General features: G+C 73.3%; 23 protein-coding genes. 15 read left to right on the forward strand and 8 right to left on the reverse strand.

Annotated features, from left to right (window positions below):
* Positions 1-59: 59 nt before the first annotated feature.
* A complete protein-coding gene (locus F1C76_20165) occupies positions 60-1,235 on the forward strand; it encodes an acyl-CoA dehydrogenase (GenBank protein ID QNG38552.1) in 1,176 nt (391 codons plus the stop codon).
* Positions 1,236-1,243: 8 nt separating this feature from the next.
* Here the strand turns inward: F1C76_20165 and F1C76_20170 are convergent, their stop codons facing one another.
* Positions 1,244-2,011, reverse strand: a complete 768-nt coding sequence (locus F1C76_20170; protein QNG38553.1) for a FadR family transcriptional regulator — start codon at positions 2,009-2,011, stop codon at positions 1,244-1,246.
* Between the two features lie 97 nt (positions 2,012-2,108).
* Here F1C76_20170 and F1C76_20175 point away from each other — a divergent pair, with 97 nt between their 5' ends.
* The 12 genes from F1C76_20175 to F1C76_20230 all read left to right on the forward strand — a co-directional run bounded on the left by F1C76_20175 (position 2,109) and on the right by F1C76_20230 (position 13,943).
* Positions 2,109-3,170: an acyl-CoA dehydrogenase gene (locus tag F1C76_20175; protein ID QNG38554.1), complete on the forward strand. Its 1,062-nt coding sequence runs from the start codon at positions 2,109-2,111 to the stop codon at positions 3,168-3,170.
* A gap of 61 nt (positions 3,171-3,231) precedes the next feature.
* Positions 3,232-4,398 carry an acyl-CoA dehydrogenase gene (locus F1C76_20180; protein ID QNG38555.1) on the forward strand — a complete coding sequence of 389 codons (1,167 nt, stop codon included), beginning with the start codon at positions 3,232-3,234 and terminating at the stop codon, positions 4,396-4,398.
* Positions 4,398-5,147 carry an SDR family oxidoreductase gene (locus F1C76_20185; GenBank protein ID QNG38556.1) on the forward strand — a complete coding sequence of 250 codons (750 nt, stop codon included), beginning with the start codon at positions 4,398-4,400 and terminating at the stop codon, positions 5,145-5,147. Before F1C76_20180 ends, F1C76_20185 begins: the two co-directional genes overlap by 1 nt.
* Entirely contained in the window at positions 5,144-6,346 is a 1,203-nt protein-coding gene (locus F1C76_20190; GenBank protein ID QNG39419.1) for a thiolase family protein, read from the forward strand. Before F1C76_20185 ends, F1C76_20190 begins: the two co-directional genes overlap by 4 nt.
* Positions 6,343-7,569 carry an acetyl-CoA hydrolase/transferase family protein gene (locus F1C76_20195; protein QNG38557.1) on the forward strand — a complete coding sequence of 409 codons (1,227 nt, stop codon included), beginning with the start codon at positions 6,343-6,345 and terminating at the stop codon, positions 7,567-7,569. The genes F1C76_20190 and F1C76_20195 overlap by 4 nt, the downstream gene beginning before the upstream one ends.
* A gap of 52 nt (positions 7,570-7,621) precedes the next feature.
* Entirely contained in the window at positions 7,622-8,380 is a 759-nt protein-coding gene (locus F1C76_20200) for an SDR family oxidoreductase (GenBank protein QNG38558.1), read from the forward strand.
* Positions 8,377-9,153 carry an enoyl-CoA hydratase gene (locus F1C76_20205; protein ID QNG38559.1) on the forward strand — a complete coding sequence of 259 codons (777 nt, stop codon included), beginning with the start codon at positions 8,377-8,379 and terminating at the stop codon, positions 9,151-9,153. Before F1C76_20200 ends, F1C76_20205 begins: the two co-directional genes overlap by 4 nt.
* A 10-nt stretch (positions 9,154-9,163) precedes the next feature.
* Entirely contained in the window at positions 9,164-9,985 is an 822-nt protein-coding gene (locus F1C76_20210) for an enoyl-CoA hydratase/isomerase family protein (GenBank protein ID QNG38560.1), read from the forward strand.
* A 14-nt stretch (positions 9,986-9,999) separates the two neighbouring features.
* Positions 10,000-10,830, forward strand: a complete 831-nt coding sequence (locus F1C76_20215; protein QNG39420.1) for an enoyl-CoA hydratase/isomerase family protein — start codon at positions 10,000-10,002, stop codon at positions 10,828-10,830.
* 16 nt (positions 10,831-10,846) lie between these two features.
* On the forward strand, positions 10,847-11,878 hold the full coding sequence (locus F1C76_20220; protein ID QNG39421.1) for a phosphotransferase family protein: 1,032 nt from the start codon (positions 10,847-10,849) through the stop codon (positions 11,876-11,878).
* Positions 11,875-12,879 carry a hypothetical protein gene (locus tag F1C76_20225; protein ID QNG38561.1) on the forward strand — a complete coding sequence of 335 codons (1,005 nt, stop codon included), beginning with the start codon at positions 11,875-11,877 and terminating at the stop codon, positions 12,877-12,879. Before F1C76_20220 ends, F1C76_20225 begins: the two co-directional genes overlap by 4 nt.
* A complete protein-coding gene (locus F1C76_20230) occupies positions 12,876-13,943 on the forward strand; it encodes a hypothetical protein (GenBank protein ID QNG38562.1) in 1,068 nt (355 codons plus the stop codon). Before F1C76_20225 ends, F1C76_20230 begins: the two co-directional genes overlap by 4 nt.
* On the opposite strand, the gene F1C76_20235 is transcribed toward F1C76_20230, so the two are convergent.
* From F1C76_20235 to F1C76_20265, 7 genes are all read right to left on the reverse strand, one after another.
* Positions 13,885-15,066, reverse strand: a complete 1,182-nt coding sequence (locus tag F1C76_20235; protein ID QNG38563.1) for an acyl-CoA dehydrogenase — start codon at positions 15,064-15,066, stop codon at positions 13,885-13,887. The two genes, F1C76_20230 and F1C76_20235, sit on opposite strands and share 59 nt — an antisense overlap.
* A complete protein-coding gene (locus tag F1C76_20240; GenBank protein QNG38564.1) occupies positions 15,063-15,893 on the reverse strand; it encodes an enoyl-CoA hydratase/isomerase family protein in 831 nt (276 codons plus the stop codon). Before F1C76_20240 ends, F1C76_20235 begins: the two co-directional genes overlap by 4 nt.
* A gap of 25 nt (positions 15,894-15,918) precedes the next feature.
* Positions 15,919-16,800: an SDR family oxidoreductase gene (locus tag F1C76_20245; protein QNG38565.1), complete on the reverse strand. Its 882-nt coding sequence runs from the start codon at positions 16,798-16,800 to the stop codon at positions 15,919-15,921.
* Positions 16,797-18,332, reverse strand: a complete 1,536-nt coding sequence (locus F1C76_20250; protein ID QNG39422.1) for an AMP-binding protein — start codon at positions 18,330-18,332, stop codon at positions 16,797-16,799. The genes F1C76_20245 and F1C76_20250 overlap by 4 nt, the downstream gene beginning before the upstream one ends.
* A gap of 212 nt (positions 18,333-18,544) precedes the next feature.
* Positions 18,545-19,438, reverse strand: a complete 894-nt coding sequence (locus F1C76_20255) for an SDR family oxidoreductase (protein QNG38566.1) — start codon at positions 19,436-19,438, stop codon at positions 18,545-18,547.
* A 1-nt stretch (position 19,439) separates the two neighbouring features.
* The gene (locus tag F1C76_20260) at positions 19,440-20,234 is read right to left on the reverse strand and encodes a 1,4-dihydroxy-2-naphthoyl-CoA synthase (GenBank protein ID QNG39423.1); all 795 of its coding nucleotides are present in this window, start codon (positions 20,232-20,234) and stop codon (positions 19,440-19,442) included.
* Between the two features lie 57 nt (positions 20,235-20,291).
* The gene (locus F1C76_20265; GenBank protein ID QNG38567.1) at positions 20,292-22,133 is read right to left on the reverse strand and encodes a DUF1446 domain-containing protein; all 1,842 of its coding nucleotides are present in this window, start codon (positions 22,131-22,133) and stop codon (positions 20,292-20,294) included.
* A gap of 128 nt (positions 22,134-22,261) precedes the next feature.
* On the opposite strand from F1C76_20265, the gene F1C76_20270 reads away from it, so the two are divergent.
* Both F1C76_20270 and F1C76_20275 read left to right on the forward strand, forming a co-directional pair.
* Positions 22,262-23,185: an LLM class flavin-dependent oxidoreductase gene (locus F1C76_20270; protein ID QNG38568.1), complete on the forward strand. Its 924-nt coding sequence runs from the start codon at positions 22,262-22,264 to the stop codon at positions 23,183-23,185.
* Positions 23,182-24,372: a CoA transferase gene (locus F1C76_20275; protein QNG38569.1), complete on the forward strand. Its 1,191-nt coding sequence runs from the start codon at positions 23,182-23,184 to the stop codon at positions 24,370-24,372. The genes F1C76_20270 and F1C76_20275 overlap by 4 nt, the downstream gene beginning before the upstream one ends.
* Positions 24,373-24,381: the final 9 nt, after the last annotated feature.

The following is a 24,381-nucleotide window of genomic DNA, read 5'->3' on the forward strand; positions in this document are numbered from 1 at the left end:
CAGCCCGCGATCTCGATGCGTATGGTCTGACCAATTGCAGGACGGCGAGGGGTGGGGACGTGGAACTCCAGGACACACCGGTCGAGGCGGAGTTCCGGGCCCGGGTGCAGGCGTTCCTGGCCGAGCAGCTGACACAGCTGCCCTGGCCCGAGCCCGCCGACCTGGCGCAGAAGGCGCCGTTCTGGCGGCAGTGGCAGCGGATGCTGGTCGACGCCGACCTGGCCGGGCTCACCTGGCCCGTCGAGTACGGCGGCCAGGGGCTCGACGAGGGCCTGCGCGCGGTGTTCACCGAGGAGTGCGACCTCGTGGGTGCCCCCGAGCGGCTGAACACCATCGGTGAGGACTTCGCCGGCCCGACCATCGCGCACCTGGGCACGCCCGAGCAGAAGCAGCGGTACCTGCGGCCGATCCTGGACGGCAGCGAGATCTGGTGCCAGCTGTTCTCCGAGCCCGACTCGGGGTCGGACCTGGCATCGCTGCGCACCCGCGCGGAGCGAGCCGACGGCGGCTGGCGGATCACCGGCCAGAAGATCTGGACCAGCCGCGCGCAGGTCGCCGCACACGCGATCCTGCTCGCCCGCACCGGGGGAGGGGAGCGGCACCGCGGCATCACGTACTTCCTGCTGCCGATGGACACCCCGGGCGTCACCATCCGGCCGCTGCGGCACCAGCTCGGTGAGGCCGAGTTCAACGAGGTCTTCCTGGACGACGTCTTCCTGCCCGACGGGGCCGTCGTCGGCGAGGTGGACGGCGGCTGGTCCGTGGCCATGACCACGCTGGCCTTCGAGCGGGTGGCCATCGCCACCGGACGGGTCAACACCACCAAGGCCGTCCAAGACGTCATCGACGACGTCCGCACGATGACCGGTGCAGACGGCCGACCGCTGGGGGAGCGGCCCGACGTCCGGGCACACGTCGCCGACCTGTGGGCCCGGGCCTACGTGCACCGCACGATCGGTCAGCGGGTCGTCGCCGCGACCGTGGCCGGCGAGCCCCCCGGCCCGGTCACCTCCATCGGCAAGCTGTACTTCTGCCCCCTCGTCGAGGACCTCGCCGACTTCCGGTTGTCGCTGGAGCCGCTGGCCGACCAGTGGGAGCTCGACGAGGAGGAGGCGCCGGCCCGGCGCTGGCTGCGGCTGGCCAACCAGGCCCGGGGCACCGCCATCGCCGGCGGGTCGACCTTCATCCAGCGCAACATCGTGGCCGAGCGGATCCTCGGGATGCCGCGCTCGTGACGAACCGGTCAGGGCACGTCGATCTCGGTGCGGTCCTCCACCTCGAGCACGGCTTCGGCGTAGGCGTGCACGTGCCGGTTCATCCGGCGGACGGCGGCCTCGGGGTCGCGGTCGCGGATGGCCTGGGTGATCGTGCGGTGCGCGTGCACCGTGTGCCCGCGGACCTCGGCGTCGATGAAGCCCTTGTTGTCCGTCGAGGCGTAGATCGCCCGGGACAGCGCGAGCATGAAGCCGGTCAGCAGCTCGTTGTGGCTGGCCTGCGCGACCGCGACGTGCCAGTCGACGTTGGCCTGCAGGAAGTCCTCCAGCGAGCCGGTGTCCACCGAGATGGCGGCGTTGGCCGCCTCGAGGCGGTCCAGGTCCTCCTCGGTGCGGTACTTGGCGGCGAGCTGGGCGCAGACCGGTTCGATGCCCTCGCGGGTCTCCAGCAGGGCGACCATCCGGATGTGCTGCCCGCGGATGAGCAGGTCCACGGTGCTGGCCACCGACTCCTGGCCAGGGCGCTGCACGAAGGCCCCACCGCTGCGACCGGTCTTGATCCGCACCAGCCCCTGCACCTCGAGGATGCGCAACGCCTCGCGCACCGTCGTGCGGCTCATGTGGGTCTGGGTGACCAGCTCACGCTCGGGGGGCAGGGCGGTGCCCTCCGGGTACTCCGAGCGCAGGATCCGCTCGCGCAGGTCGTGGGCGAGCACGTCGGAGGCCTTCGGGACCTGGATCGGGGTCAGCTGCACCGAGCTGCGCAGTGCGGGGCCCGTGCTCGTCGGTTCCACCATGGCGGCACCCACCTCTCCGGTCTTTGGTCAGACCGTGAGCATAGGTGTGCGCCGGTCCCGTCCCGTACCCACCGACCGGTTTGAGGGAGACGACACAGTGCTGTGGTCGATGTCGGAAGAGCTGCTGGACTACGGCAGCGCGCTGCGTTCCTGGTTGGCCGACGCGGCCTCCCTGGAGGCCGCGCGCGGGTGGTACGACGCGCACGACCCGTCGCCGTTCGAGCAGCGGTTCGTGACCGACGGGTGGTCCGGGGTGGGGGTCGCCGAGGAGCTCGGAGGACAGGGTGGCGGGCTCGCCGAGCTCGCCGTGACCGCCGAGGAGCTGGCCCGGGCCTGCGCGCCGTCGTCGCACTGGCTGGCCACGGTGCTCGCCCTGCCGGCCCTCGCCGGGCGGGCCGAGTCGCAGGCCGCGCTGGAGGGCGCCGGTGCGGCGCTCGTCGTCCCGGCCGAGGTGGTGCCGGAGGAGACGGCGGGGCTCCCGTGGGCCGACGGCGTCGTCACCGGCGTGGTGCCCCGGGTGCTGGGGGCCGACCGGGTGCGCTGGCTGGTGGTCCCGGTCGCAGACGCCGAGGGGCGCCGGCTGGTGCTCGTGGACGCCCACGGCGAGGCCGTGCGCGTCGTCGCCCGCCGGCCGCTGGACCGCTCCCGCGCGATCGGTGACGTCCACCTCGACGGTGCCGCCGGGGTGGTGCTGGCCGTCGACGCCGACCTCGTGCTGGGCCGGGCCTCGGTGCGGGCCGCCGTGCTGCTGGCCGCCGACGCGCTGGGGGTCTCGGCCCGGATGCTCGAGCTGACCGTGGAGTACAGCAAGCAGCGGCACCAGTTCGGGAAGCCGATCGCCTCGTTCCAGGCGGTCAAGCACGCCGCCGCGACGATCCTGGTGGGGGTGGAGGCGGCCCGGTCGGTGGTGCCCGTCGCCGCAGCCGTGGTCGAGGCCGGTGGCCCCGACGCCGCCCGCGTGGCAGCGGCGGTCACGTCGCAGGTGACCGCCGAGGCGGTGCGGACGGCGGAGAGCGCGCTCACCGTGCACGGCGCGATCGGCTACACGTGGGAGCACGACCTGCACCTGTACGGCAAGCGCGCACGGCTCACCGAGCAGCTGTTCGGCTCCTCCGACCGGTGGCGCGAGCGGCTGGCGGACCAGCTCCAGCTGGCCTAGTCATTCGGTCTGACCAATGCTAACTTCGGCGGGTCGGCAGTCGAGCGCAGGAGGGTTCCCCATGGACTTCGACCTCACCGAGGACCAGACGACGATCCGCAAGGCCGTGACGGAACTGGCTGCGCAGTTCGACGACACGTACTGGATGGAGAAGGACCAGGCGCACGACTTCCCCACCGAGTTCTACGAGGCCTTCGCCTCGGGCGGCTGGCTGGGCATGACCACGCCGGAGGCCTACGGCGGTCACGGCATGGGGATCACCGAGGCCACCCTGCTGCTGGAGGGCGTCGCGGCCTCCGGTGGCGGGATGAACGCCGCCAGCGCGATCCACATGTCGATCTTCGGCATGCACCCGGTGATCGTGCACGGGTCGGAGGAGATGAAGCAGGAGAACCTGCCGCGCATCGTCAACGGCGACCTGCACGTCTGCTTCGGCGTCACCGAGCCCGGCGCCGGCCTGGACACCACGAAGATCACCACGTTCGCCAAGCGCGACGGCTCGGACTACGTGGTCAACGGCCGCAAGGTGTGGATCTCCAAGGCCATGGAGTCCGAGAAGATCCTGCTGCTCACCCGGACGGCCAAGTTCGAGGACTCCCCGCGCAAGACCGACGGCCTCACCCTGTTCTTCACCGACTTGGACCGAGCGCACGTCGACGTCCGGCCGATCAAGAAGATCGGCCGCAACGCCGTCAGCTCCAACGAGCTCTTCATCGACGACCTGCGGATCCCCGAGGAGCACCGGATCGGCGAGGAGGGCAAGGGGTTCTCCTACATCCTCGACGGGCTGAACCCTGAGCGGATGCTGGTCGCTGCCGAGGCCCTGGGGCTCGGCCGGGTCGCCCTGGACCGGGCGGTCCGCTACGGCAACGAGCGCGAGGTGTTCGGCCGCCCGATCGGGATGAACCAGGGGATCCAGTTCCCGCTGGCGGACTCCCTGGCACGCCTGGACGCAGCCGAGCTGGTGCTGCGCAAGGCCTCCTGGCTCTACGACCAGGGCCTGCCGTGCGCCCGGGAGGCCAACACCGCCAAGTACCTGTGCGCCGACGCCGGCTTCGAGGCCGCCGACCGTGCGCTGCAGACCCACGGCGGGATGGGCTACTCCGAGGAGTACCACGTGGGCCGCTACTTCCGGGAGGCCCGGCTGCTCAAGATCGCGCCGCTGAGCCAGGAGATGGTGCTCAACTTCCTGGGCTCGCACGTGCTCGGCCTGCCCCGGAGCTACTGATGTTCTCCCTGGCAGGGCGCTCGGCCCTGGTCACCGGAGCCGGGGCCGGCATCGGCGCTTCGGTCGCCCGGGCATACGCCGCCGCCGGAGCCGCCGTCCTGGTCTCCGACCTGGACGGCGACGCTGCCGCTGCCGTGGCGGAGGAGATCGTCGGGGCCGGCGGGACGGCGGACTCCGCCGCCCTGGACGTGCGCGACGCCGACCGGGCCGCCGAGGTCGTCGCGCAGGCCGCCGCGCTGACCGGTGGGACGCTGCACGTGCTGGTCAACAACGCCGGTGCGATCGCCCCGGCGATGTTCCACAAGATGACCGCCGACCAGTTCCGGTTCGTCCTCGACGTGCACGTCGGTGGCACCTTCACCGTCACCCAGGCCGCGCTGCCGCACCTGGCCGAGGACGGCACCGGGCGGGTGCTCAACGTGACGTCGGCGGCCGGGCTGGTGGGCACCATCGGGCAGGTCAACTACTCCGCCGCCAAGTCCGCGATCGTCGGCATGACGAAGTCGCTGGCCAAGGAGCTCGCCCGCCGGCAGATCACCGTCAACGCGGTGGCGCCGCTGGCCGCCACCGCGATGACCGAGAACATCCGCAGCAACGAGAAGCTGGCCGCGGTGACCCTGGCCCGCATCCCGCTGGGACGGTGGGCCGAGCCCGACGAGATCGCCGGTGCGTTCGTCTTCTTCGCCTCCGACGCGGCCGGCTACATCACGGGGCAGGTCCTGCCCGTCGACGGCGGGACGGTCATCTGATGGCGCGCACCACCGGGCCCTTCGCCGCGCACGGCCGCGAGGCGCTCCTGGTCGAGGCCCTGCGCACCCCGATGGGTCGCTCGCACCCCGAGAAGGGCTGGTTCCGCGACACCCACCCCAACGAGCTGCTGGGCACGGTCTACACCGCCCTGCTGCAGGCCACCGGGCTGGCGCCCGAGCTGATCGACGACCTCGTCGTCGGCTGCACCGCACCGTTCGGGGAGCAGTCCCGCAACATCGCCCGCAATGCCTGGCTGCAGGCCGGCTACCCGGCCGAGGTCCCGGCCACGGTGTTGGACCGCCGGTGCGGGTCGGCCCAGACCGCGGTGGAGATGGCCGCTGCGTTGGTCTCCTCCGGCACCCACGACCTGGTGCTGGCCGGGGGGGTCGAGCACATGGGACACGTGCCGATGACCGCCACCGGCGTCATCTCCGAGACCTACGGCGACCCCTGGCCGCCTCAGCTGCGCGAGCGCTACGACTTCGTCACCCAGGGCGAGAGCGCCGAGCTCATCGCCGAGCGCTGGGACATCAGCCGCACGGCGATGGACGCCTTCGCCGTCCGGTCGCACGCGCTGGCCGCCGAGGCCCTGGCCGCCGGGCGCTTCGACCGGGAGATGATCCCGACGGAGCGCGACGGCGAGCTGCGGGTCGGCGACCAGACGCTGCGCCCGGGCACCTCGATGGAGTCCCTGGCCGGGCTGCGCACCGTCTTCCGTGCCGAGAACGGGCGGGTCACCGCCGGTACGTCGTCCCCGATCTGCGACGGTGCTGCCGGCGTCATCGTGGCCTCCCGGGACGCCGTCACCGAGCACGGCCTCCGGGCCCGGGCCCGGGTGCTCGACCAGACCACCGTCGGGGTCGACCCGGTCATCATGCTGACCGGACCCATCCCGGCCACCCGCAAGCTGCTCGAGCGCAACGGCCTCTTGATCGGCGACATCGACCTGATCGAGGTCAACGAGGCGTTCAGCTCGGTCGTGCTGGCCTTCGAGCAGGAGCTCCGGCCCGACATGGACCGGGTCAACGTCAACGGCGGCGCGATCGCCCTGGGGCACCCGGTCGGGGCCACCGGCGCCCGGTTGTTCGCCACCGTGCTGGCCGAGATGGAGCGCCGCGACGTCGAGCTCGGACTGGTCACGATGTGCTGCGGCGGGGGTCTGGGCACCGCCACCCTCGTGCAGCGGGTCGACGGTTGATCGACCTCGCCGCCCTGCTCCGGCCCGGCGACGGCGTCTGGTGGGGCCAGGGCCCCGCCGAACCCGAACCGCTGGTCGACGCACTGCTGGACCAGGTCGGTGCGATCGGCCCGCTGCGCGCCTTCAGCGGCCTGACCTGGAACCCGCGGCTGGCCGACCCGCCGCCCGAGCTGACCGTGCTGTCCTACGGCGGGCTCGGCGAGCTGCGCGGCCTGGCCGCCTCGGGCCGGCTGGAGGTCGTGCCCTGCCACTACTCGGCGCTGCCCCGGCTGTTCGCCAGCGGCGCGTTGCCGCACGACGTCGGCCTGCTGCAGGTCTCCCCGCCCGACGCCGACGGCACGGTCTCCCTCGGCATCGGGGTCGAGTACGTCGCCGACGCGATCGCGCACACCCGCACCCTCGTCGCCGAGGTCAACGCGCAGATGCCGGCCACCGAGGGCACCGCGCGGCTGCCGCTGAGTGCCTTCGCCGCCGTGGTCCGCACCGACCGACCGCTGCGCGATGCGCCGGTCCGGGCCCCCGACGACGTCGAACGCCAGATCGCCGCACACGTCGCCGCGCTCGTCGAGGACGGCGACACCCTGCAGCTGGGCGTCGGGTCCCTCCCCAACGCCGTGCTCGAGGCACTGGCCGGGCACCGCGACCTCGGCGTGCACAGCGGCATGATCACCGACGGCGTGCTGGACCTGGTCGAGCGCGGCGTGGTCACCGGCGCCCGCAAGGAGATCGACCCCGGCCTGGTCGTCACCGGCGCCGCGCTCGGCTCGGCAGCCCTGTACCGACGCCTCGCCGACCACCCGGTGCGCTTCCGGGCCGCCAGCTACACCCACGACCCGGCCGTGCTGTCCCGGCTGCGCTCACTGGTCGCGGTCAACTCGGCGATCGAGGTCGACCTGCTCGGCCAGGTCGGCGCCGAGGTCCGGCGTGGTGTGCACGTCGGCGCCGTCGGCGGACAGGTCGACTTCAGCCGGGCGGCCAGCCTCACCGGTGCGCGCTCGGTGATCGCGTTGCGTTCGACGTCCGGCGGGGCCTCGACCATCCGGGCCCAGCTGGACTCAGCGGTGGTCAGCACCGGCCGGGTCGACGTCGACGCCGTCGTCACCGAGCACGGCACCGCACACCTGACCGGCTGCACCGTCGCCGAGCGGGCCCGTCGGCTCGTCGGCGTGGCCGCGCCCGAACACCACGAGGACCTCACCCGCAGCCTGACGGTGCGTCGATGACGCCCCGCCCACCCCACGACGACGTCGTCGTGGCTCCCCGAGAGGAACGCCCATGAGCAACCGCGTCGCACTGGTCACCGGAGGTGCCCAGGGCATCGGCCGGGGCATCGCCACCACGCTGGCCGAGCAGGGCTTCCAGGTCGCGATCGCCGACCGCGCCCTCGACGTCGCCACCCAGACCGCTACGGAGCTGGAGGCAGCCGGCGGAACAGCCGTCGCGGTGGCCATGGACGTCACCGACACCGCCGCGGTGCGGTCCGCGGTCGCCGACGTGGAGAGCCGGCTGGGCCCGGTGGAGTGCCTGGTCAACAACGCGGGCTGGGACGACTTCATGCCGTTCCTGGACACCACCGAGGACTTCTGGGACAAGATCCTCGACCTGAACTTCAAGGGCGCGCTGCGGGTCAGCCAGGCCGTCGTCCCCGGCATGGTCGAGCGCCGCTTCGGCCGGGTCGTGAACATCAGCTCCGACGCCGGCCGGGTCGGGTCGTCCCTGGAGGCCGTCTACTCCGGCGCCAAGGCCGGCATCATCGGCTTCGGCAAGACCCTGGCCCGGGAGGTCGCCGGCTCCGGGGTCACCGTGAACGCCGTGTGCCCCGGGCCCACCGACACCCCCGCGCTGCGGTCTTTCGCGGCCAACGCCGGCGACGCCGAGAAGGTCATCGCCGGGATGACCCGCGGCGTGCCGATGAAGCGGCTGGGCACCCCGGCCGACATCGGACCCGCCGTGGCGTTCTTCCTCTCCGACGGCGCCGGGTTCGTCACCGGCCAGACCCTGTCGGTCAGCGGCGGCCTGACCATGGCCGGATGAGCGACGCCGGGGTGGTCGGCTGGAGCACGTCGGCGCCAGGTGTCTGGTCGGTGGTGCTGCAGCGGCCGCCGGCCAACGCGCTGGCCCCCGAGCTGCTGGACGGGCTGCACGCAGCGCTGGACGCCGCGGAGGCCGCCGGTGACGTCCGGGTGCTGGTGATCTCCTCGACGCTGCCCGGCTTCTTCGCCGCCGGCGCCGACATCAAGCACCTCGCCACGATCGACGCCGAGTCCTTCCTGGCCTACGGCGCGCTGATGCGGGCGGCCAACGACCGGATCGCAGCGGCCGGGTTCCTCACCGTGGCCGCGGTCGACGGGATGGCTCTCGGCGGCGGACTCGAGCTGGCGATGGCCTGCACCCTGCGGGTCGCCGGCCCCGCGGCCCGGTTCGGCCTGCCCGAGGTGGCCATCGGGCTGATCCCCGGCGCCGGCGGCACCCAGCGGCTGCCCCGCCTGGTCGGCCGAGGACGAGCTCTGGACATCATGCTGACCGGTCGCCAGGTGCCCGCCGACGAGGCGCTCGCCATCGGGCTGGTCGACCGGCTCACCGACGGCGACGCGCTCACCGCCGCCCTCGCGCTGGCCGCCGAGCTGTCCCGGGCCTCGCTGCCCGCGCAGCTCGCCGTCGTCCGCGCCGTCGACGCCGCCGACGACCTGCCGCTGGCCGAGGGCGCCGAGTTCGAGGTGGCCCAGGAGCAGGGCCTGTTCACCGACGGCGAGGCCGCCGAGGGCATCGCCGCCTTCGTCGGCAAGCGCAAGCCAGAGTTCCGATGAGGAGTCTCCGATGAGTGAGGACGACGTGGTCGACACCCCGTACGAGACCCTGCTGCTGGACCGCCCGGCCCCCGGCGTCGTGGTGCTGACGCTGAACCGGCCCGGCCGGTACAACGCCATGACCAACACGATGTTCGATGAGCTCGAGCACGTGTCGCACACGCTGGACGCCGACGACGGGTGCCGCGTGGTCGTGCTCACCGGCGCCGGGAAGGGCTTCTGCTCCGGCTACGACCTGGCCGACGCCGAGGAGCTCCCGACGCTGGGCGCGCTGGGCATGCTCGACCAGCAGGAGCGCGCGGCCCGCGCGCTGCTGGCGGTCCGCAGCATGCGGGCCCCGGTGATCGCCGCGGTGAACGGACCGGCCGCCGGCGGCGGCATGTCGCTGGCCCTCGCCGCCGACCTGCGGCTGGGGTCGCCCACCGCGGTCTTCACCGCCTCGTTCGTCCGGATCGGCCTGTCCGCCGGCGACCTCGGGGCCTCCTGGTTGCTGACCCGGCTGATCGGCCCGGCCCGCACCAGCGACATCTGCTTCACCGGCCGGTCGGTCGACGCCGAGGAGAGCGCCCGGATGGGGCTGCTCAACCGGGTGGTGCCCGCCGAGACGCTGCTCGAGGAGGCGGTCGCGCTGGCCACCGCCATGGTCGCGAACTCACCCGGTGGCGTGCGGCTGTCCAAGCGGGCGCTGCAAGCCAACCTCGAGGTCGGCTCGTTCGCGGCCGCGCTGGAGCTGGAGAACCGCGGCCAGGCTCTGCTCACCCGGGGGTCGGACATGCCCGAGGCGCTGGCCGCTTTCAAGGAGCGCCGCCCGCCGGTGTTCACCGGCCGATGACCGTGCTGCTGCCGATGCGCCAGGGCCCGCCGCGCCCCGCGCCGCTGCTGGAGACGCTGTCCCTGGAGGTGCTCGACGAGCCCACGGGGGCCATCGGGGTGCTGCGGATCGACCGGCCGGACAGGATGAACTCCCAGACGGTCGCGATGTTCAGCGAGTACGTGACCGTGGCACGGGTGCTTCGGGACACCAGCCTGCGGGCGTTGGTGGTCACCGGGGCGGGCGACCGCGCCTTCTGCGCCGGCTTCGACCTGGACGAGGTCGAGGTCATCACCACCATGGGGCTCCTGGAGTTCCTCACCTTCCAGGAGACCGCCGCCACCGGGATGTCCCTGCTGCGGCACCTGCCCTTCCCGGTGATCGCCGCCGTCCGCGGCCCGGCCACCGGCGGCGGGCTCTCCCTGGCCCTGGCCGCCGACATCCGCCTCGCCTCGCCGGACGCGGTGTTCAGCACCGCGTTCGTCCGGGTCGGGTTGTCCATCGGCGAGCTCGGCACCTCCTTCCACCTCACCCGGCTGATCGGCACCGGACTCGCCGCCGAGATCGGCTACACCGGCCGGCTGGTCCGGGCCGCCGAGGCTGCAGCGATCGGGCTGGTCAACCGGGTCTCCACCGAGGACGTGCTGGACGACGCCCTGGCCACCGCCCGGCAGATCGCCGGCAACTCCCCGGGCGGGGTGCGGATGTCCAAGCGGTCGATCCAGCGCAACCAGGAGGTCGGCTCCTACACCGCAGCCCTGGAGCTGGAGAACCGCGGCCAGGCACTGCTGGCCCAGACCGCGGACATGGCCGAGGCGCTGACCGCGTTCACGGAGCGCCGGCCGCCGCGCTTCACCGGGTCCTGAGCTCGTGACCACCGACGTGCCGGCCGCGGCGCTGGCGCAGCTTCAGGCGGAGCTCCGTGGCCGGGGGCTGGTGCACGGGGACCTCCGGGCCCCCGAGCGGATCGGCGACGGCCACTCCAACCTGACCTACCGGCTCACCGACGGCACGGCGTCCTTCGTGCTCCGCCGTCCGCCGCCACCTCCGGTACCGCCCGGCGCGCACGACGTGCTCCGCGAGGCGGCGTTCCTGCGGGGCCTGGTCGGCTCCGGGGTGCCGGTGCCCGCGGTGCTCATCACGGCCGCGGCCGGGGAGCTGCTGGACGTGCCGTGCTTCGTGATGGAGCTGATCGAGGGGGACGTCGTCACCACCGATGAGCCACCCACCCTGGCCGACCCCGCTCAACGCCGGGCGGCGGGGGAGTCGCTGGTCGACACCCTCGCCGCACTGCACGCCGTCGACTGGCAGGCGGCCGGGATGGCCGGGCTCGGCCGGCCCGAGGGCTTCAACGGCCGGCACCTGCACCGGATGGCCCGGCTGGTGGCCGACGACGAGGGCCGCCCGCCGGTGGCCTTCCGCGCCGTCCAGGACTGGCTCGCTTCACACGTGCCCGCTGAGTCCGGGGCGACCGTCGTGCACAACGACTACCGGCTGGGCAACGTCGTGCTCTCCACCGGGACGCCGGCCCGGGTCGCCGCGGTGCTCGACTGGGAGCTCGCCACGCTGGGCGACCCGCTGTTCGACCTGGGCTACCTGCTGGCCTCGGTCCCGGTCGCCGGCCGGCCGCACACCCCCACGCAGGAGCTGGGGACGGCGATGCTCGGCGACGGCTGGCCCGACCGGGTCGCGCTGGCCCGCCGCTACCAGGAGGCCACCGGCGCCGACCTCACCGCGCTGCCCTGGTTCGAGACGCTCGCGCACTGGAAGCTCGCCGTGCTCTACGAGTACGGCCGCCGCCGTGCGGTCGAGGGCATCGGTGACCTCTACTACCGCGACCCCCAGCTGGTCCGCTCGTTCCTGCGGGCCGCCCACACCAGCGCCGGGCTGCCGGCCCCCCAGGAGGACCCGTGACCTTCCACGACGACCTCGTCGCCCCCACTGCCACCGGGCTGCCGGACCGGTTCTTCGACCGCTTCGTGTTCAACCTGCACGCCCCGGACTCCACCGACCTGTCCCTCCTCGTGGGCTGCGGTCTGTACCCGCCGGCCGACGTGGTCGACGGGTTCGTCGTCCTGGTGCACGGGGGCCGGCAGCGCAACCTGCGGTTCTCCACCGAGCTGTCGGCCACGGACGGGTCCGGGGTGGGCCCGTTCGGCTTCCGGGTGGTCGAGCCGATGACGACCTGGGCGCTGACCCTGGCCGACAACCCCACCGGGGTGGCCTTCGACCTCGTCTGGCGGGCCCGCACCCCGGCCTGGTCGGGCGACGTCGCGGTGCCGAACGGGGCCGGTCCAGCGTCGTCCTTCGAGCACCTGTTCCAGAGCGGCCGGTACGAGGGCACCGTGACCGTCGACGGCCGGGAGCACGACGTCACGGGGTGGTTCGGCCAGCGTGATCGCAGCCGCGGCGTGCGCACCATGAGCGGCGGTCAGGGTCTGCACCTGTGGTTCCAGGCGCAGTTCCCGGACCGGTCGGTCGGCTTCCTGCTAGTGGAGGACCGCGACCACGGCCGGATCCTGCTGGAGGGCGCCGTCATGCACGAGGACGGCGGGCTGGACCCGATCGCCGACGTCGTGCACGACCTGGTCTTCGACGACCTGCTCGACCTGCGCTCGGGCCGGGTGCGGGTCACCACGGCGACGGGTGAGGTGATGCTGGTCGACGCCGACGGGTCGGCCGATGGTGGCTTCATGGCCGGCGCCGGGTACGGCGGGGGCCACGGCCACCCGGTGGGCCGGGACCACCTCGAGCACGACGAGTACCCGCTCGACGGCACGGTCGGCCCGCGCACGCTGGACTCCGCGCTGACCGACCGGCTGGCCGCCTTCGACTGGGCCGGCGTCCGGGGCACCGGCGTCTTCGAGTTCGCGCACAGCCGCAGCCCGCGGTACGGCTACCGGTCCTCGCTGTGACGCTGGCCGGACAGGTCGACGCCGTGGTGTCGCGCGCGCAGGCCGCGGTGCTGGCCTCCCGTGGCACCGGCTCACCGCGTCGGCGGCTGGTGCTGGCCGACGAGCAGCTGGAGCGGGTCCGCCGGGACGTGCACCGCGCCCTGGCCACCGAGCTCCCGCACGCGGACGTCGTCGTGCTCGCCGGGTGCCTGGCCGCGCTGCACCGGGTCCAGCTGGCGGTGCACGACGAGCTGGGGGCCCGCGAGCTGCGCCGGCGGGACGCCACCGACGACGCGGTGCTCGGCCTCCGGTCCGCCCCGGGGGCCGAGGAGGTGCTGGCGCAGGCCTGCCGCGAGCTCGTGCTGCGCTGCGGTCTCGACCGGGTGATGGCCTCCGAGGTCCGGGGTGGCAGCTGGGTGCCGTCGGCGACCCGGGCCCGTCCGGGTGGTCGTCCGGCCCGGGCCTTCGCCAGCTGGGTCGGGCAGCACCCGACCATCGACCTCGCCCACGGGTTCCCCGAGGCCGACGTCGTGCGCACCGCCCGCAGCGTGCTCATCCGGTCGACCGACGCCCGGGTGCACACCCTGCTGCGGGACGTCTCGGTGGCCGGCAGCTACGTGGTCGAACCGGTCGTCGTCCAGGGCTCGGTGGTGGCCCTGCTGCACGCCGACGTCCGCCCCGACGGACCGGCCGGCGAGGCCGACCTCCGGCACGACCAGGCCGTGCTCCGGTCCTTCGCCGGTGGGCTGTCCGCGGTGCTGGACCGGGCGGTGCTCACCCGGGAGCTCCGGGCCCACCGAGCGGGGGCGGCCCCGGTGCCCGAGGTGTCCACCGCCGATGCCGTCGACCTCACCGCCCGGGAGCGGGACGTGCTCCGGCTCATCGCCACCGGGGCGACCAACGAACGCATCGGCCAGCAGCTGGTGATCACCACCGGCACGGTGAAGTCCCACGTCAAACGGCTCCTCCGCAAGCTCGGCGCGGCGAACCGGGCCGAGGCGACCGCCTGGTACCTGGGGGGCCTGGTCAGTGGCCGGGTGCCGGACCCGGGCGCGCCGGTGCGGGTCGGAACGACCTCGAGATGATCTCCCGCATGATCTCGGAGGAGCCGCCGTAGATCCGCTGGATCCGGGCGTCGGTGAACGCCCGGCTGATCTCGTACTCCTGCATGAAGCCGTAGCCGCCGAAGAACTGCAGGCACCGGTCGGTGAGCCGGCCCTGCATCTCGGTGACCCACAGCTTGGCGATGGAGGCGCTCTCCGCGGTGAGCTCGCCGGTGCGGTTCTGCGCCAGGCACTGGTCGACGAACGCCCAGCCCACGGCGAGGTCCGCCTTCAGGTCGGCCAGGGTGAACCGGGTGTGCTGCATCGCCCCGACCGTCGTCCCGAAGGCGGTGCGGCCGGTGACGTGCTCGACGGTGAGCTCGAAGGCCCGCTGGGCGGCCGCCAGCGAGGCGACGGCGATGATCAACCGCTCCTGCGGGAGCTGACGCATCATCAGCTCGAACCCGCCCCCCTCCTCGCCGAGCAGGTGCGCCGCAGGCACCCGGACGTCGGAGAAGAACAGCTCGGAGGTGTCCGAGCAGTGGTGACCCATCTTGGCCAGGTTGCGGCCCCGCACGAAGCCGGGGCTGTCGGCCTCGACCAGGAAGAGGCTGAAGCCACGGGAGCCGGCGTCCGGGTCGGTGCGGGCGACCACGACGCTGACGTCGCAGTGCTGGCCGTTGGAGATGAAGGTCTTGGACCCGTTCAGCACCCAGTGGTCACCGTCCCGGACGGCCCGGGTCTGCAGGCCCTGCAGGTCGCTGCCGGCCGCGGGCTCGCTCATCGCGATGGAGCACACCGCCTCGCCGGAGAGCATCTTCGGCAGCCAGGCCTGCTGGACCTCGGGGCGGGCGTACTCCTCCACGTAGCCGACGGCGACGTCGCTGTGTGCGGTGAAGTTGCCGGCCACCCCGGCGAACCCGGCGTAGGAGGTCTCCTCGATCACGACGGCGTTGTAGCGGAAGTCCCCGGTGCCGCCGAACTCCTCGGGCAGCTGCGGGCACAGCAGGCTCGCCGCGCCGGCCTTGGTCCACAGGTCGCGGGGGACGATCTCCGCGGCCTCCCAGTCGGCGAAGTGCGGGGCCACCTCGGCGGCCAGGAAGCGCCGGACCTGCCGGCGGAAGTCGCGGTGCTCGTCGTCGTAGACCGGCCGGTGGTCGATCACCGGGCGTCCTCCGCGGCGACCAGCGGGGTCGGGGCGGTGCCGGCCCGACCGGCGTCGGTCTTGGCGAAGAACGCCTCCGACCGCTCGCGGATCGCCGGGTTGTCCCCGCAGATCGCGTAGCCCAGCAGCGCCTCCAGCTTGAGCTGGTCGTCCAGCGGCCGGCCGATGACCTCAAGGATGGTCTCCTTGGCCGACTCCACGGCCCGCCGGTCGTTGCGCAGGATCGAGGCGACGACCTGGTCGGTGACCGTCATCAGGTCCTCGTGCGGCACCACCTGGGAGACCATGTTCACCTGCAGCGCCCGCTGCGCGTCGATCGGCTCCCCGGTCAGCTCCATCTCCAGCGCGATCCCGGCGCCGCAGATGTTCACCAGCCGCACGATGCCGCCGTCGGCGGGGTGCATGCCGCGGCGCAGCTCGAAGGAGCCGAACCGGGCGTGCTCGGAGGCGATCCGGATGTCGCAGGCCAGCGCCAGCTCCAGGCCGCCACCCAGGACCCAGCCGTTGAGGGCCGCGACGACCGGCTTGTAGATCCGGTGCCGGCCGCGGGTGATCCCGCCGGCGAACCCGTCGGGCAGCTTGCTGCGGGCCAGCATCGGACCCACGCCGTCCCACTCGGGGACGTGGGTCTTCAGGTCGGCGCCGGCGCAGAACGCGTCACCGGTGCCGGTGAGGACGGCGACCCGGAGGTCGTCGTCGTCGGCGAAGTCCTGCCAGATGTCGCCGAGCAGCTCGTGGGTCTCGACGTCGATGGCGTTCTTGACCTCGGGGCGGTTCAGCCGGATGTGCGCGACGGGGCCGCGCTTGTCGTACTCGACCTTGGCCATGGGGGCTCTCCTGCGGGTGGGTGGGTCAGTGGGCGGGATCGGCGAGGATCCGGGGTGCCTCGGAGCGGTGGAAGCCGTCGAAGACCGCGGGGTGGTCGACCGGTTGCAGGTCCCACCAGCCCCGCCGGGCGTTCGGGGCGCCGCCGTCGACCCGCAGCGTGGTGCCGGTGACGAAACGGGCGGCCGGGGACAGCAGGTAGACGATCGCGGCGCTGGCCTCGGCCTCGGTGCCGAAGCGCTGCAGGGGGATGGCGGGCGCGACCTCGGTGCGGATGAACTCCCGGTCCTTGGCCTCGTAGGTGTCCAGCCCGCTGGAGGCGATCGCGCCGGGCGCCACGCAGTTGACCCGGACCCCCTTCTCCGCCCACTCGGTGGCCGCGGTCTCCGACAGGGTGTGCATCCCGCCCCGGGCGGCCGCGGAGTGCGAGAAGTAGGGCCAGCCGTGCCAGATGTCGGCGATCATGTTGACGATCGAGCCGCCGTGCTGGGACATGGACCGGTTGAAGACCTCGCGCATGACGATGAACCCACCGGTGAGGTTGCTGCGCACGACGGCCTCGAACCCCTTGGTGGAGATCTCGGCGAGCTTGGCCCGGTACTGCCCGCCGGCGTTGTTGACCAGCCCGTCGATGCGGCCGTGCTCGGCCAGCACCGCGTCGACGACCGCGATGACGCCGGCCTCGTCCCGGATGTCGCAGCTGTGCGTGGAGACGCTGCCGCCGTCCTCGGTGATCTCGGCGTGCACCCGGTCGAGCTTGTCCTGGGAGCGCCCGACGACGGCGACGTGGGCGCCGAGGGAGGCCAGCTCGTGCGCGGTGCAGCGACCGATCCCGCTGCCGCCACCGGTGACCACGACGGTCTGGCCGGTGAACAGGCCGGGGGCGAACACCGACCGGTAGGAGCTCATTGTGGTGCGACCGGGGTGTAGGCAGCGCGCAGCGCGTACTTCTGGGTCTTGCCGGTGGCGGTCACCGGCATCGCCGTGACGAACTCGATCTGCTCCGGGGTCTTCCAGACCGCCAGACGGCACGTGTCCACCAGGTGGTGCCGGACCTCGTCGAGGGTGAGCTGCGAGCCGTCGCGGGTGACCAGGACGGCGCACACCTTCTCGCCGAGCCGGGCGTCGGGCAGCCCGATGACCGAGACGTCGGAGACGGCCGGGTGCTGCAGCAGCGCCTCCTCGACCTGCCGGGCGCTGATGTTGTGGCCGCCGCGGATGATGACGTCCTTGAGCCGGCCGGTCACCCGCAGGTACCCCTCGTCGTCGAGCCGGCCAAGGTCGCCGGTGCGCCACCAGCCCGCGCCGTCGGTGGCCGCGGCGGTCAGGTCGGGCCGGTTCCAGTACTCCAGCAGCCGACCCGGCCCGCGGTAGCGGATCTCGCCGTCCTGCCCGGTGGGCTGTTCCTCCTCGGTGGCCGGGTCGACGATGCGCAGCTCGACGCCGGGGACCGGTGAGCCGTCGGAGGTGGCCACCCGCCCGATCGGGTCCTCGGGGCGGCAGACGGTGGCCATCATGACCTCGCTGGAGCCGTAGGCGCTGACCACCCGGCAGCCGTCGAAGGCCGCCGCCGACTCGGTGACCAGCGCGGCGGGGACCGGGGCGCCGGCGGTCAACCAGAACCGCAGACCGGACAGGTCGTGCACCGCGGGGTCGAAGGCGTCCAGGGTCATCCGGATGAACGCGGCCGGGCTGGCCGTCCCGGTGCAGCCGTGCTCGGTGATGCGCTGGATGGCTGCCGCGGGTTCGAACACGTCCATCAGGTGGACGGCGGCACCGGCGATGGTGGGTGCCATGACCCCGAGGGTCAGGCCCAGGGCGTGGGTGACCGGCGAGGGCATGAAGACCACGTCGTCGCGGGTCAGGCCGAGGGCCACGACCGCCTGCTTGGGCAGGAAGCTGCTGGTGTTCCAGGTGTGCAGGCAGCCCTTGGGCTGGGCCTCGGTGCCGGAGCTGTAGAGCACCAGGTGCCGGTCGTCGGCCGGGGTCGGGTCCGGGAGGACGGCGTCGGACCCGGACAGCAGTTCCTCCAGGGGCAGGGCCCCGGCCGCGGTGCCCCGGACGACGACCCGGAACCGGAGCCCGGGGCTCTCGGCGGCCACGGCGCGGGCCATCTCGGCGTGGTCGAAGCCGCGGAACTCCCCGGCGGTGACCAGGCCGACCGCACCGGAGTCGCGGACGATGAACCCGACCTCGCCGGCCCGGTAGACGTGCACGCACGGGATCGTGATCGCCCCGACGCGGCTCAACGCCGCGTAGACCAGGAAGAACTCGTTCCAGTTGGGCAGCTGGACCACGACCCGGTCACCGGCGGTCACCCCCAGGTCGACGAAGCTGCGGGCCAGCGCCCAGGCGTCGTCACGGAACCGGCCGTAGGAGTACGACGAGGTGCCGTCGGAGACGTAGGCGTGCTCGGGGTCCGCCTCGGCCCACTGCTCGATGTGGTCGACCAGGGTCGTGTCGCCCCACAGTCCGGCCTCGTGCAGGGCCCGGGTCCGCTCGGGTCCCACCAGTTCGTTCAGGCCTGTGGTCACGCGCGCTCCTGGTCCGTCGCGCCGAGTGATCTGGATCACCCGACTGGGTCGGGACCAGCGTGGACCGGGGGCAGCGCCCGCGTCGATCTCCCGAAAGGGGTCATTGCCGGGGTGGGCGCTCAGACCGAGCGGGCCGCCTTGCTGGCCGCAGTGGCCGCCTGGCTGCGCTCGCGGACGTCGGCCCAGTCCTGGGGGGTCAGCGACGTCAGCCCGGCGAACGTGCCCGGGCCTGCCAGCATCTGGCCGCCGTCCATGCCGATCGTCTGCCCGGTCAGGTAGTCGCAGGCATCGGACAACAGGAACATCGTCAGGTGTGCCAGCTCGGCCATGGTGCCGGCGCGGCCGGCCGGGATCTGGTCGACCTGGGTGGCCCCGACCGAGCTCTTCTCGGTGGGGTTGAGCATCTCCCAGGCGTAGTCGGTGGGGATGGGCCCGGGCGCCAGCGCGTTGAGCCGGATGCCGTGCTTGGCCCACTCGACGGCCAGCGACATGGTCATCGCGTGCACGGCGGCCTTGGCCATCGCCGAGGGCACCACGAACGCCGAGCCGGTCCACACCCAGGTGGTGAGCGTGGACAGCACGCTGCCGGGCAGGCCGTCCCGGATCCAGCGCTTCCCGGCCGCCTGGGTGGTGTGGAAGGTGCCGTGCATGACCGTGCCGGTGACCGCCTCGAACGCCCGGGAGCTCAACGTCTCGGTCGGTGCGATGAAGTTGGCCGCTGCGTTGTTGACCAGCCCGGTGAGCGGGCCGTGCTCGGTCCACAGCGACTCCATCGCGGCGTCCACCAGGTCGGCCTTGCGGACGTCGACGGTCTGCCAGTGCACGCTGCCGGGCCGGTCGCCGGCGGCCTCCTCGGCGGCCTCGGCGAGCACCGCCTCGCGGCGTCCCCACAGGTGCACCTGGGCGCCGTGTTCGACCAGGTGCCGGGCCACCCCGCGGCCCAGGCCGGTGCCGCCGCCGGTGATCAGCACCCGCTTGCCGGCCAGCGCCTGGGCGGAGAAGGGCGAGGTCACCTCAGTTGCCGCGGTAGGCGGAGAAGTCGGGGGAGCGCTTCTCGTTGAAGGCGGTGATGCCCTCGCGCGCCTCGTCGGTCTCGCCGAACATCTTCAGGCTGGAGTAGGCCATCTGGCCGGTGCCGGCGAAGTGCTCGGTGTCGGTGTTGAACGACTGCTTGAGCACCTTGAGGGCGGTGGGGGAGAGCCGGAGGATCTCGTCGGCCCAGGAGCGCACCTCGGCGCGCAGCTGGTCCTCGGGCACGACCCGGTTGATCAGGCCCCAGTCCAGGGCCTGCTCGGCGCTGTACTGCCGGCAGAGGAACCAGATCTCCCGGGCCCGCTTCTCCCCGATGGCGCGGGCCATCAGCCCGGTGCCGAACCCGGCGTCGAAGGAACCGACGCGGGGACCGTTCTGCCCGAACCGGGAGCCCTCGCTGGCGATCGTGAGGTCGGCCAGCAGGTGCAGCACGTGGCCGCCGCCGATGGCGAAGCCGTTGACGGCGGCGATGACCGGCTTGGGGACGTCGCGGATGACCCAGTGGAGGGAGTCCACCTCGAACAGGCCGCTCTCCGACGGCCCGTAGTCCCCGGTCTCCATCCGCTGCTTCTGGTCACCGCCGGTGGAGAAGGCCTTCTCCCCGGCGCCGGTCAGGGCGATGACGCCGACCTCGTCGCTGCCCCAGGCCTTCTTGAAGCTCAGCACGAGCTCGTCGACGGTGCGGGCCCGGAAGGAGTTGTAGCGCTCGGGCCGGTTGATCGTGATCCAGGCCAGGCCGTTGTCGACCTCGTACGTGACATCGGTGAACTCGTCCATCTCCATGGGGAGCGTCCTTCCGGTTCGGTGGTGACATTCGGTCTGACCAATCGGACACTACGGTCCCGAGGGACTGCCCTCAAGAGCCGCCTCCGGGCGGGTTGCCGCCGCCAGCACCGACCGGGGCACCCGGACGGTGCGCGAGCGCAGGAACTCGCCCAGGCCCTTGGCCTGGGGGTCGGGCCGGGTGGTGGCGGCGACGCCGTCGTCGAGCAGGTCGTGGACGACGAAGTTCAACGCCCGGAGCCGGGGCAGCGGGTACCGGTCGACGGTCAGGCCGGCCACCTCGGGCAGCAGCTCGCACAGCAGGCCGGTGGTCAGGTGGGCTGACAGCCAGTCGTGGACGACGTCGGACCAGGTCCAGACCCCGATGTTGGCGTTGCCGCCCTTGTCCCCGGAGCGGGCCCCGACGAGTGCGCCCAGCGGGGTCTCGACCAGGTTCCCGTCGTCGTCGGCGGGGGAGGGCGGGTCCACGGTCGGGGTGCTGCTCAGCGGGGCCGTGGTGGCCGGTTCCGGGGGCGTGGTCGGACCCTCCTCGGCGACGTGCACCGACACCGGCACCCGGGTGCGGTCGACCACGGTGGGCACGTAGACGCCGAACGCACGGGCGGAGCGGCCGGCGTCCTCCAGGTACATGCCGGGGTAGCTGGCCAGGGCCAGCCGGTTCGCGGCGTCGAAGACCGGACGGCCGACGACGGCGGGGTCGGCGTCCTTGCAGGTGATCACCAGCCGGGAGACGGCGTCGGCGTTGGTCGCGGCGTCCGCGGCCCGGCCGTGCAGTACACGGGAGTCGACGACGGCCGGGCGGGTGGGTCCGTCGTCGAAGTGGGCCAGGAAGCCGCGCAGCGCCAGGGTCGCCTTGGCCTCGACGTCCAGGCCGGTCAGGCCGAAGGCCACCGTGTTGCGGTGCCCGCCCTCCTGGTTGACACAGACCTTGAGCGTGGGCGGCGGGGGCGAGCCGACGACGCCGGTGATCGCGACCCGGTCCGGGCCACGCTGGGACACCTCGGCGGTGTCGAAGTGGGTGACCACGTCGGGGTTGGCGTAGGCGGGGGAGGCGATCTCGTAGAGCAGCTGGGCGGTGACGGTCTCCACGGTGACCGCACCACCGGTGCCCGGGTGCTTGGTGATGACGCTGGAGCCGTCGGGGGCGATCTCGGCGATCGGGAACCCGGGGTGCAGCAGGTCGGGGACCTCCTGGAAGAAGGAGAAGTTGCCGCCCGTGGCCTGGGTGCCGCACTCCAGCACGTGCCCGGCGACGACGGCACCGGCGAGCCGGTCCCAGTCGTCGGTTGCCCAGTCGAAGGCCCAGGCAGCGGGGCCCACGACCAGGGCGGCGTCGGTGACCCGGCCGGTGACGACGACGTCGGCGCCCCGGCGCAGTGCCTCGGCGATGCCCCAACCACCCAGGTAGGCGTTCGCGGTGACGGCGGGCGCCCCGGTCTCGGCGAGCGGGCGACCGTCCTCCAGGTGCGGGAACGTCTCGCCGGCCGCGGTCAGCTCGGGCAGTCGGGCCAGCAGGTCGTCGCCCTCGACCCAACCGATCCGGGCGCCGACGCCCACCCGGGCGGCGAGCTCGGTGAGCTTCTCCGCCAGCCCCCGCGGGTCGAGCCCGCCGGCGTTGACCACGACCTTGGTGCCCTGGTCCAGGCACAGCCCGAGGGTGTCCTCCATCTGCGCCAGGAACGTCGGTGCGTAACCGACCCCGCCGGGACGGCGGCCTGTCTTCCAGAGCACCAGCATGGTGAGCTCGGCCAGGTAGTCGCCGGTCAGCACGTCCAGCGGGCCGCCCTCGAGCATCTCCCGCAGAGCCTGCGGGCGGTCACCGAAGTAGCCCGAGCAGTTGCCCACCCGGAGCACGGACCGGGGAGTCGACGGGGTGGCGGCGGGCTGGGTCATCGGCGGGTCCTCGGGCTCGTGCGGACGGGGCCACGACGTACCGGGACCCGACGCTGGGCAGATGCCGGCGAGTCTGGCACGCTCCGTCTGGAGTTCGAAAGGTCAGGCCGTTCAGCGAGGAGGGGTCCATGACGACCATCGGGGTGTCCGTGCACGACAGCCTCTTCACCGGCGACGGCGCGAGCCGGCGGGACCTGCTGCAGGCCGTCGTCGACGGCGGCCTGGACCACGTCACGGTCGGCGACCACGTCAGCTTCCAGGACGGCATCGGTTTCGACGGGCTGCTGGCCGCGACCGCGGTGCTGTCTGCGTCGGACGCACTGTCGGTGCTGGTCGGGGTCTACCAGCTGCCGCTGCGCCACCCGATGGTCGTGGCCCGCCAGCTCGCCTCGATCAGCCAGCTGGCCCCGGGGCGGTTGGTCTTCGGCGTCGGCGTGGGTGGTGAGGACCGCCTGGAGGTGTCCAACTGCGGGGTCGACCCCGCCACCCGGGGGCGGCGCACCGACGAGTCGCTGACCGTGCTGGCGGCGCTGGCCACCGGCGACGAGGTGGACCACCAGGGCGAGTTCTTCACCCTGGAGCGGGCCAGCGTCCGCCCGGCGCCCTCGCCGCGGGTGCCGGTGGTGATCGGCGGTCGCGGCGAGGTCGCCGTCAGGCGGACCGTCGAGCACGGCGACGGGTGGCTGGGCATCTTCTGCACCCCGCGCCGCTTCGCGGCCACCCGGGTGGAGGTGCTGGAGGCCAGCGAGGCCGCCGGCCGTGTCGTGGCGCCGGACTTCTTCGGCGTCAACGTGTGGTGCGGCCTGGATCGCTCACCCGACCGGGCCCGGGAGCACGTCGCCACCGCGATGGAGGACCTCTACCACCGGCCCTGGGCCGAGTTCGAGCACCTGTCGGCGTCCGGGACGGCGGAGCAGGTGGCCGAGCGGCTGGCCGAGTTCGTCGCTGGCGGCGCCACCCAGATCACCGTCATCCCAGCCGCGGCCTCCCCGCAGGCGGGCGTCGAGCTGGCCGCCGAGGTCGGGGCGCTGCTCCGGGGGGCCGCGGGATGACCGCACCCGCGCTGGACGGGATCGTCGTCCTCGACCTCGGCCAGGTGTACGCCGGCCCGTACTGCACGCACCTGTTGCGGGCGCTGGGGGCCACGGTGGTCAAGATCGAGCCGCCGGGCGGGGAGTCGCTGCGCTGGCGCGGCGACGGCGCCTCCTCCGGGGCCGCGTTCCTGCTGCTCAACGCCGGCAAGCAGGGGGTGCGGCTGGACCTCAAGGCGCCGCGCGGCCGCGAGCTGTTCCTGGACCTGGTCGACCGGGCCGACGTCGTGGTGGAGAACTTCGCCCCCGGCGTGCTCGACCGGCTCGGGCTGGGCTGGGAGGTGCTGCACGAGCGGCGGCCCGAGCTGGTGCTCGCCTCCGGGCGCGCCTACGGCCGGCACCCGGCCGCGGAGGGTCTGCGCGGCATGGACGTCACCGTGCAGGCGGTCTCCGGGGTGCTGTCCTCGACCGGGTTCCCGGACGGCCCGCCGGTGAAGGCCGGCGCCGCCGTCGTGGACTTCGCGGCCGGCAGCCACCTCGCCGCCGCCGTCCTCGCCGCGCTGTTCCAACGCACCCGCACCGGCCGCGGGCAGCACGTCGAGGTGGCCATGCAGGACGCGGTGCTGCCCAGCCTGGCCTCCAACATCGCCGGGCTGCTGGAGTCCGACGGCGAGTTCCCCGAGCGCACCGGCAACCGGCACGGCGGGCTGTCGGTGTGCCCGTACAACGTCTACCCGGTGGCCGACGGCTGGCTGGCGGTGCTCTGCCTGCGGCCGGTGCACTGGTCGGCGCTGTGCGGGTTGATGGGCCGGGACGACCTCGCCGCCGACCCGGTGCTGGCCACCCCGGCCGGCCGGGTCGCCCGGATGGACGACGTCGACGCCGCGGTGGCGGCCTGGACCGCTGGTCTGGACGGTGACACCGCCCTGGGCCTCCTGCAGCAGGCCGGCATCCCGGCGGCCCCGGTGCGCACCCTGCGCCAGGTGCTCACCGACCCGGTGCTGCGCGACCGCGGGATGCTCGCCGAGACCGGCGACGGGGACCGCCGCTCGACGGTCTTCGGCAGCCCGCTGCAGCTCTCGGACTCACCGGTGACGCTGCCCGGCCCCGCCCCCGAGCTCGGCGAGGACACCGACGCCGTGCTGCGCGACCTGCTGCACCTGGCCGAGGACGAGATCGCCCGGCTGCACGATGACGGCGTCGTCTGACCGCCGTCC

Source organism: Geodermatophilaceae bacterium NBWT11 (genome assembly GCA_014218215.1).
In the GTDB taxonomy this organism is placed as follows: domain Bacteria; phylum Actinomycetota; class Actinomycetes; order Mycobacteriales; family Geodermatophilaceae; genus Klenkia.

Coding starts and splice junctions, on each gene's coding strand:
- F1C76_20170 (QNG38553.1), bottom strand. CDS start 2,011: ATGGTGGAACCGACGAGCACGGGCCCCGCACTGCGCAGCTCGGTGCAG.
- F1C76_20180 (QNG38555.1), top strand. CDS start 3,232: ATGGACTTCGACCTCACCGAGGACCAGACGACGATCCGCAAGGCCGTG.
- F1C76_20185 (QNG38556.1), top strand. CDS start 4,398: ATGTTCTCCCTGGCAGGGCGCTCGGCCCTGGTCACCGGAGCCGGGGCC.
- F1C76_20200 (QNG38558.1), top strand. CDS start 7,622: ATGAGCAACCGCGTCGCACTGGTCACCGGAGGTGCCCAGGGCATCGGC.
- F1C76_20205 (QNG38559.1), top strand. CDS start 8,377: ATGAGCGACGCCGGGGTGGTCGGCTGGAGCACGTCGGCGCCAGGTGTC.
- F1C76_20210 (QNG38560.1), top strand. CDS start 9,164: ATGAGTGAGGACGACGTGGTCGACACCCCGTACGAGACCCTGCTGCTG.
- F1C76_20215 (QNG39420.1), top strand. CDS start 10,000: ATGCGCCAGGGCCCGCCGCGCCCCGCGCCGCTGCTGGAGACGCTGTCC.
- F1C76_20240 (QNG38564.1), bottom strand. CDS start 15,893: ATGGCCAAGGTCGAGTACGACAAGCGCGGCCCCGTCGCGCACATCCGG.
- F1C76_20245 (QNG38565.1), bottom strand. CDS start 16,800: ATGAGCTCCTACCGGTCGGTGTTCGCCCCCGGCCTGTTCACCGGCCAG.
- F1C76_20260 (QNG39423.1), bottom strand. CDS start 20,234: ATGGACGAGTTCACCGATGTCACGTACGAGGTCGACAACGGCCTGGCC.
- F1C76_20265 (QNG38567.1), bottom strand. CDS start 22,133: ATGACCCAGCCCGCCGCCACCCCGTCGACTCCCCGGTCCGTGCTCCGG.
- F1C76_20270 (QNG38568.1), top strand. CDS start 22,262: ATGACGACCATCGGGGTGTCCGTGCACGACAGCCTCTTCACCGGCGAC.
- F1C76_20275 (QNG38569.1), top strand. CDS start 23,182: ATGACCGCACCCGCGCTGGACGGGATCGTCGTCCTCGACCTCGGCCAG.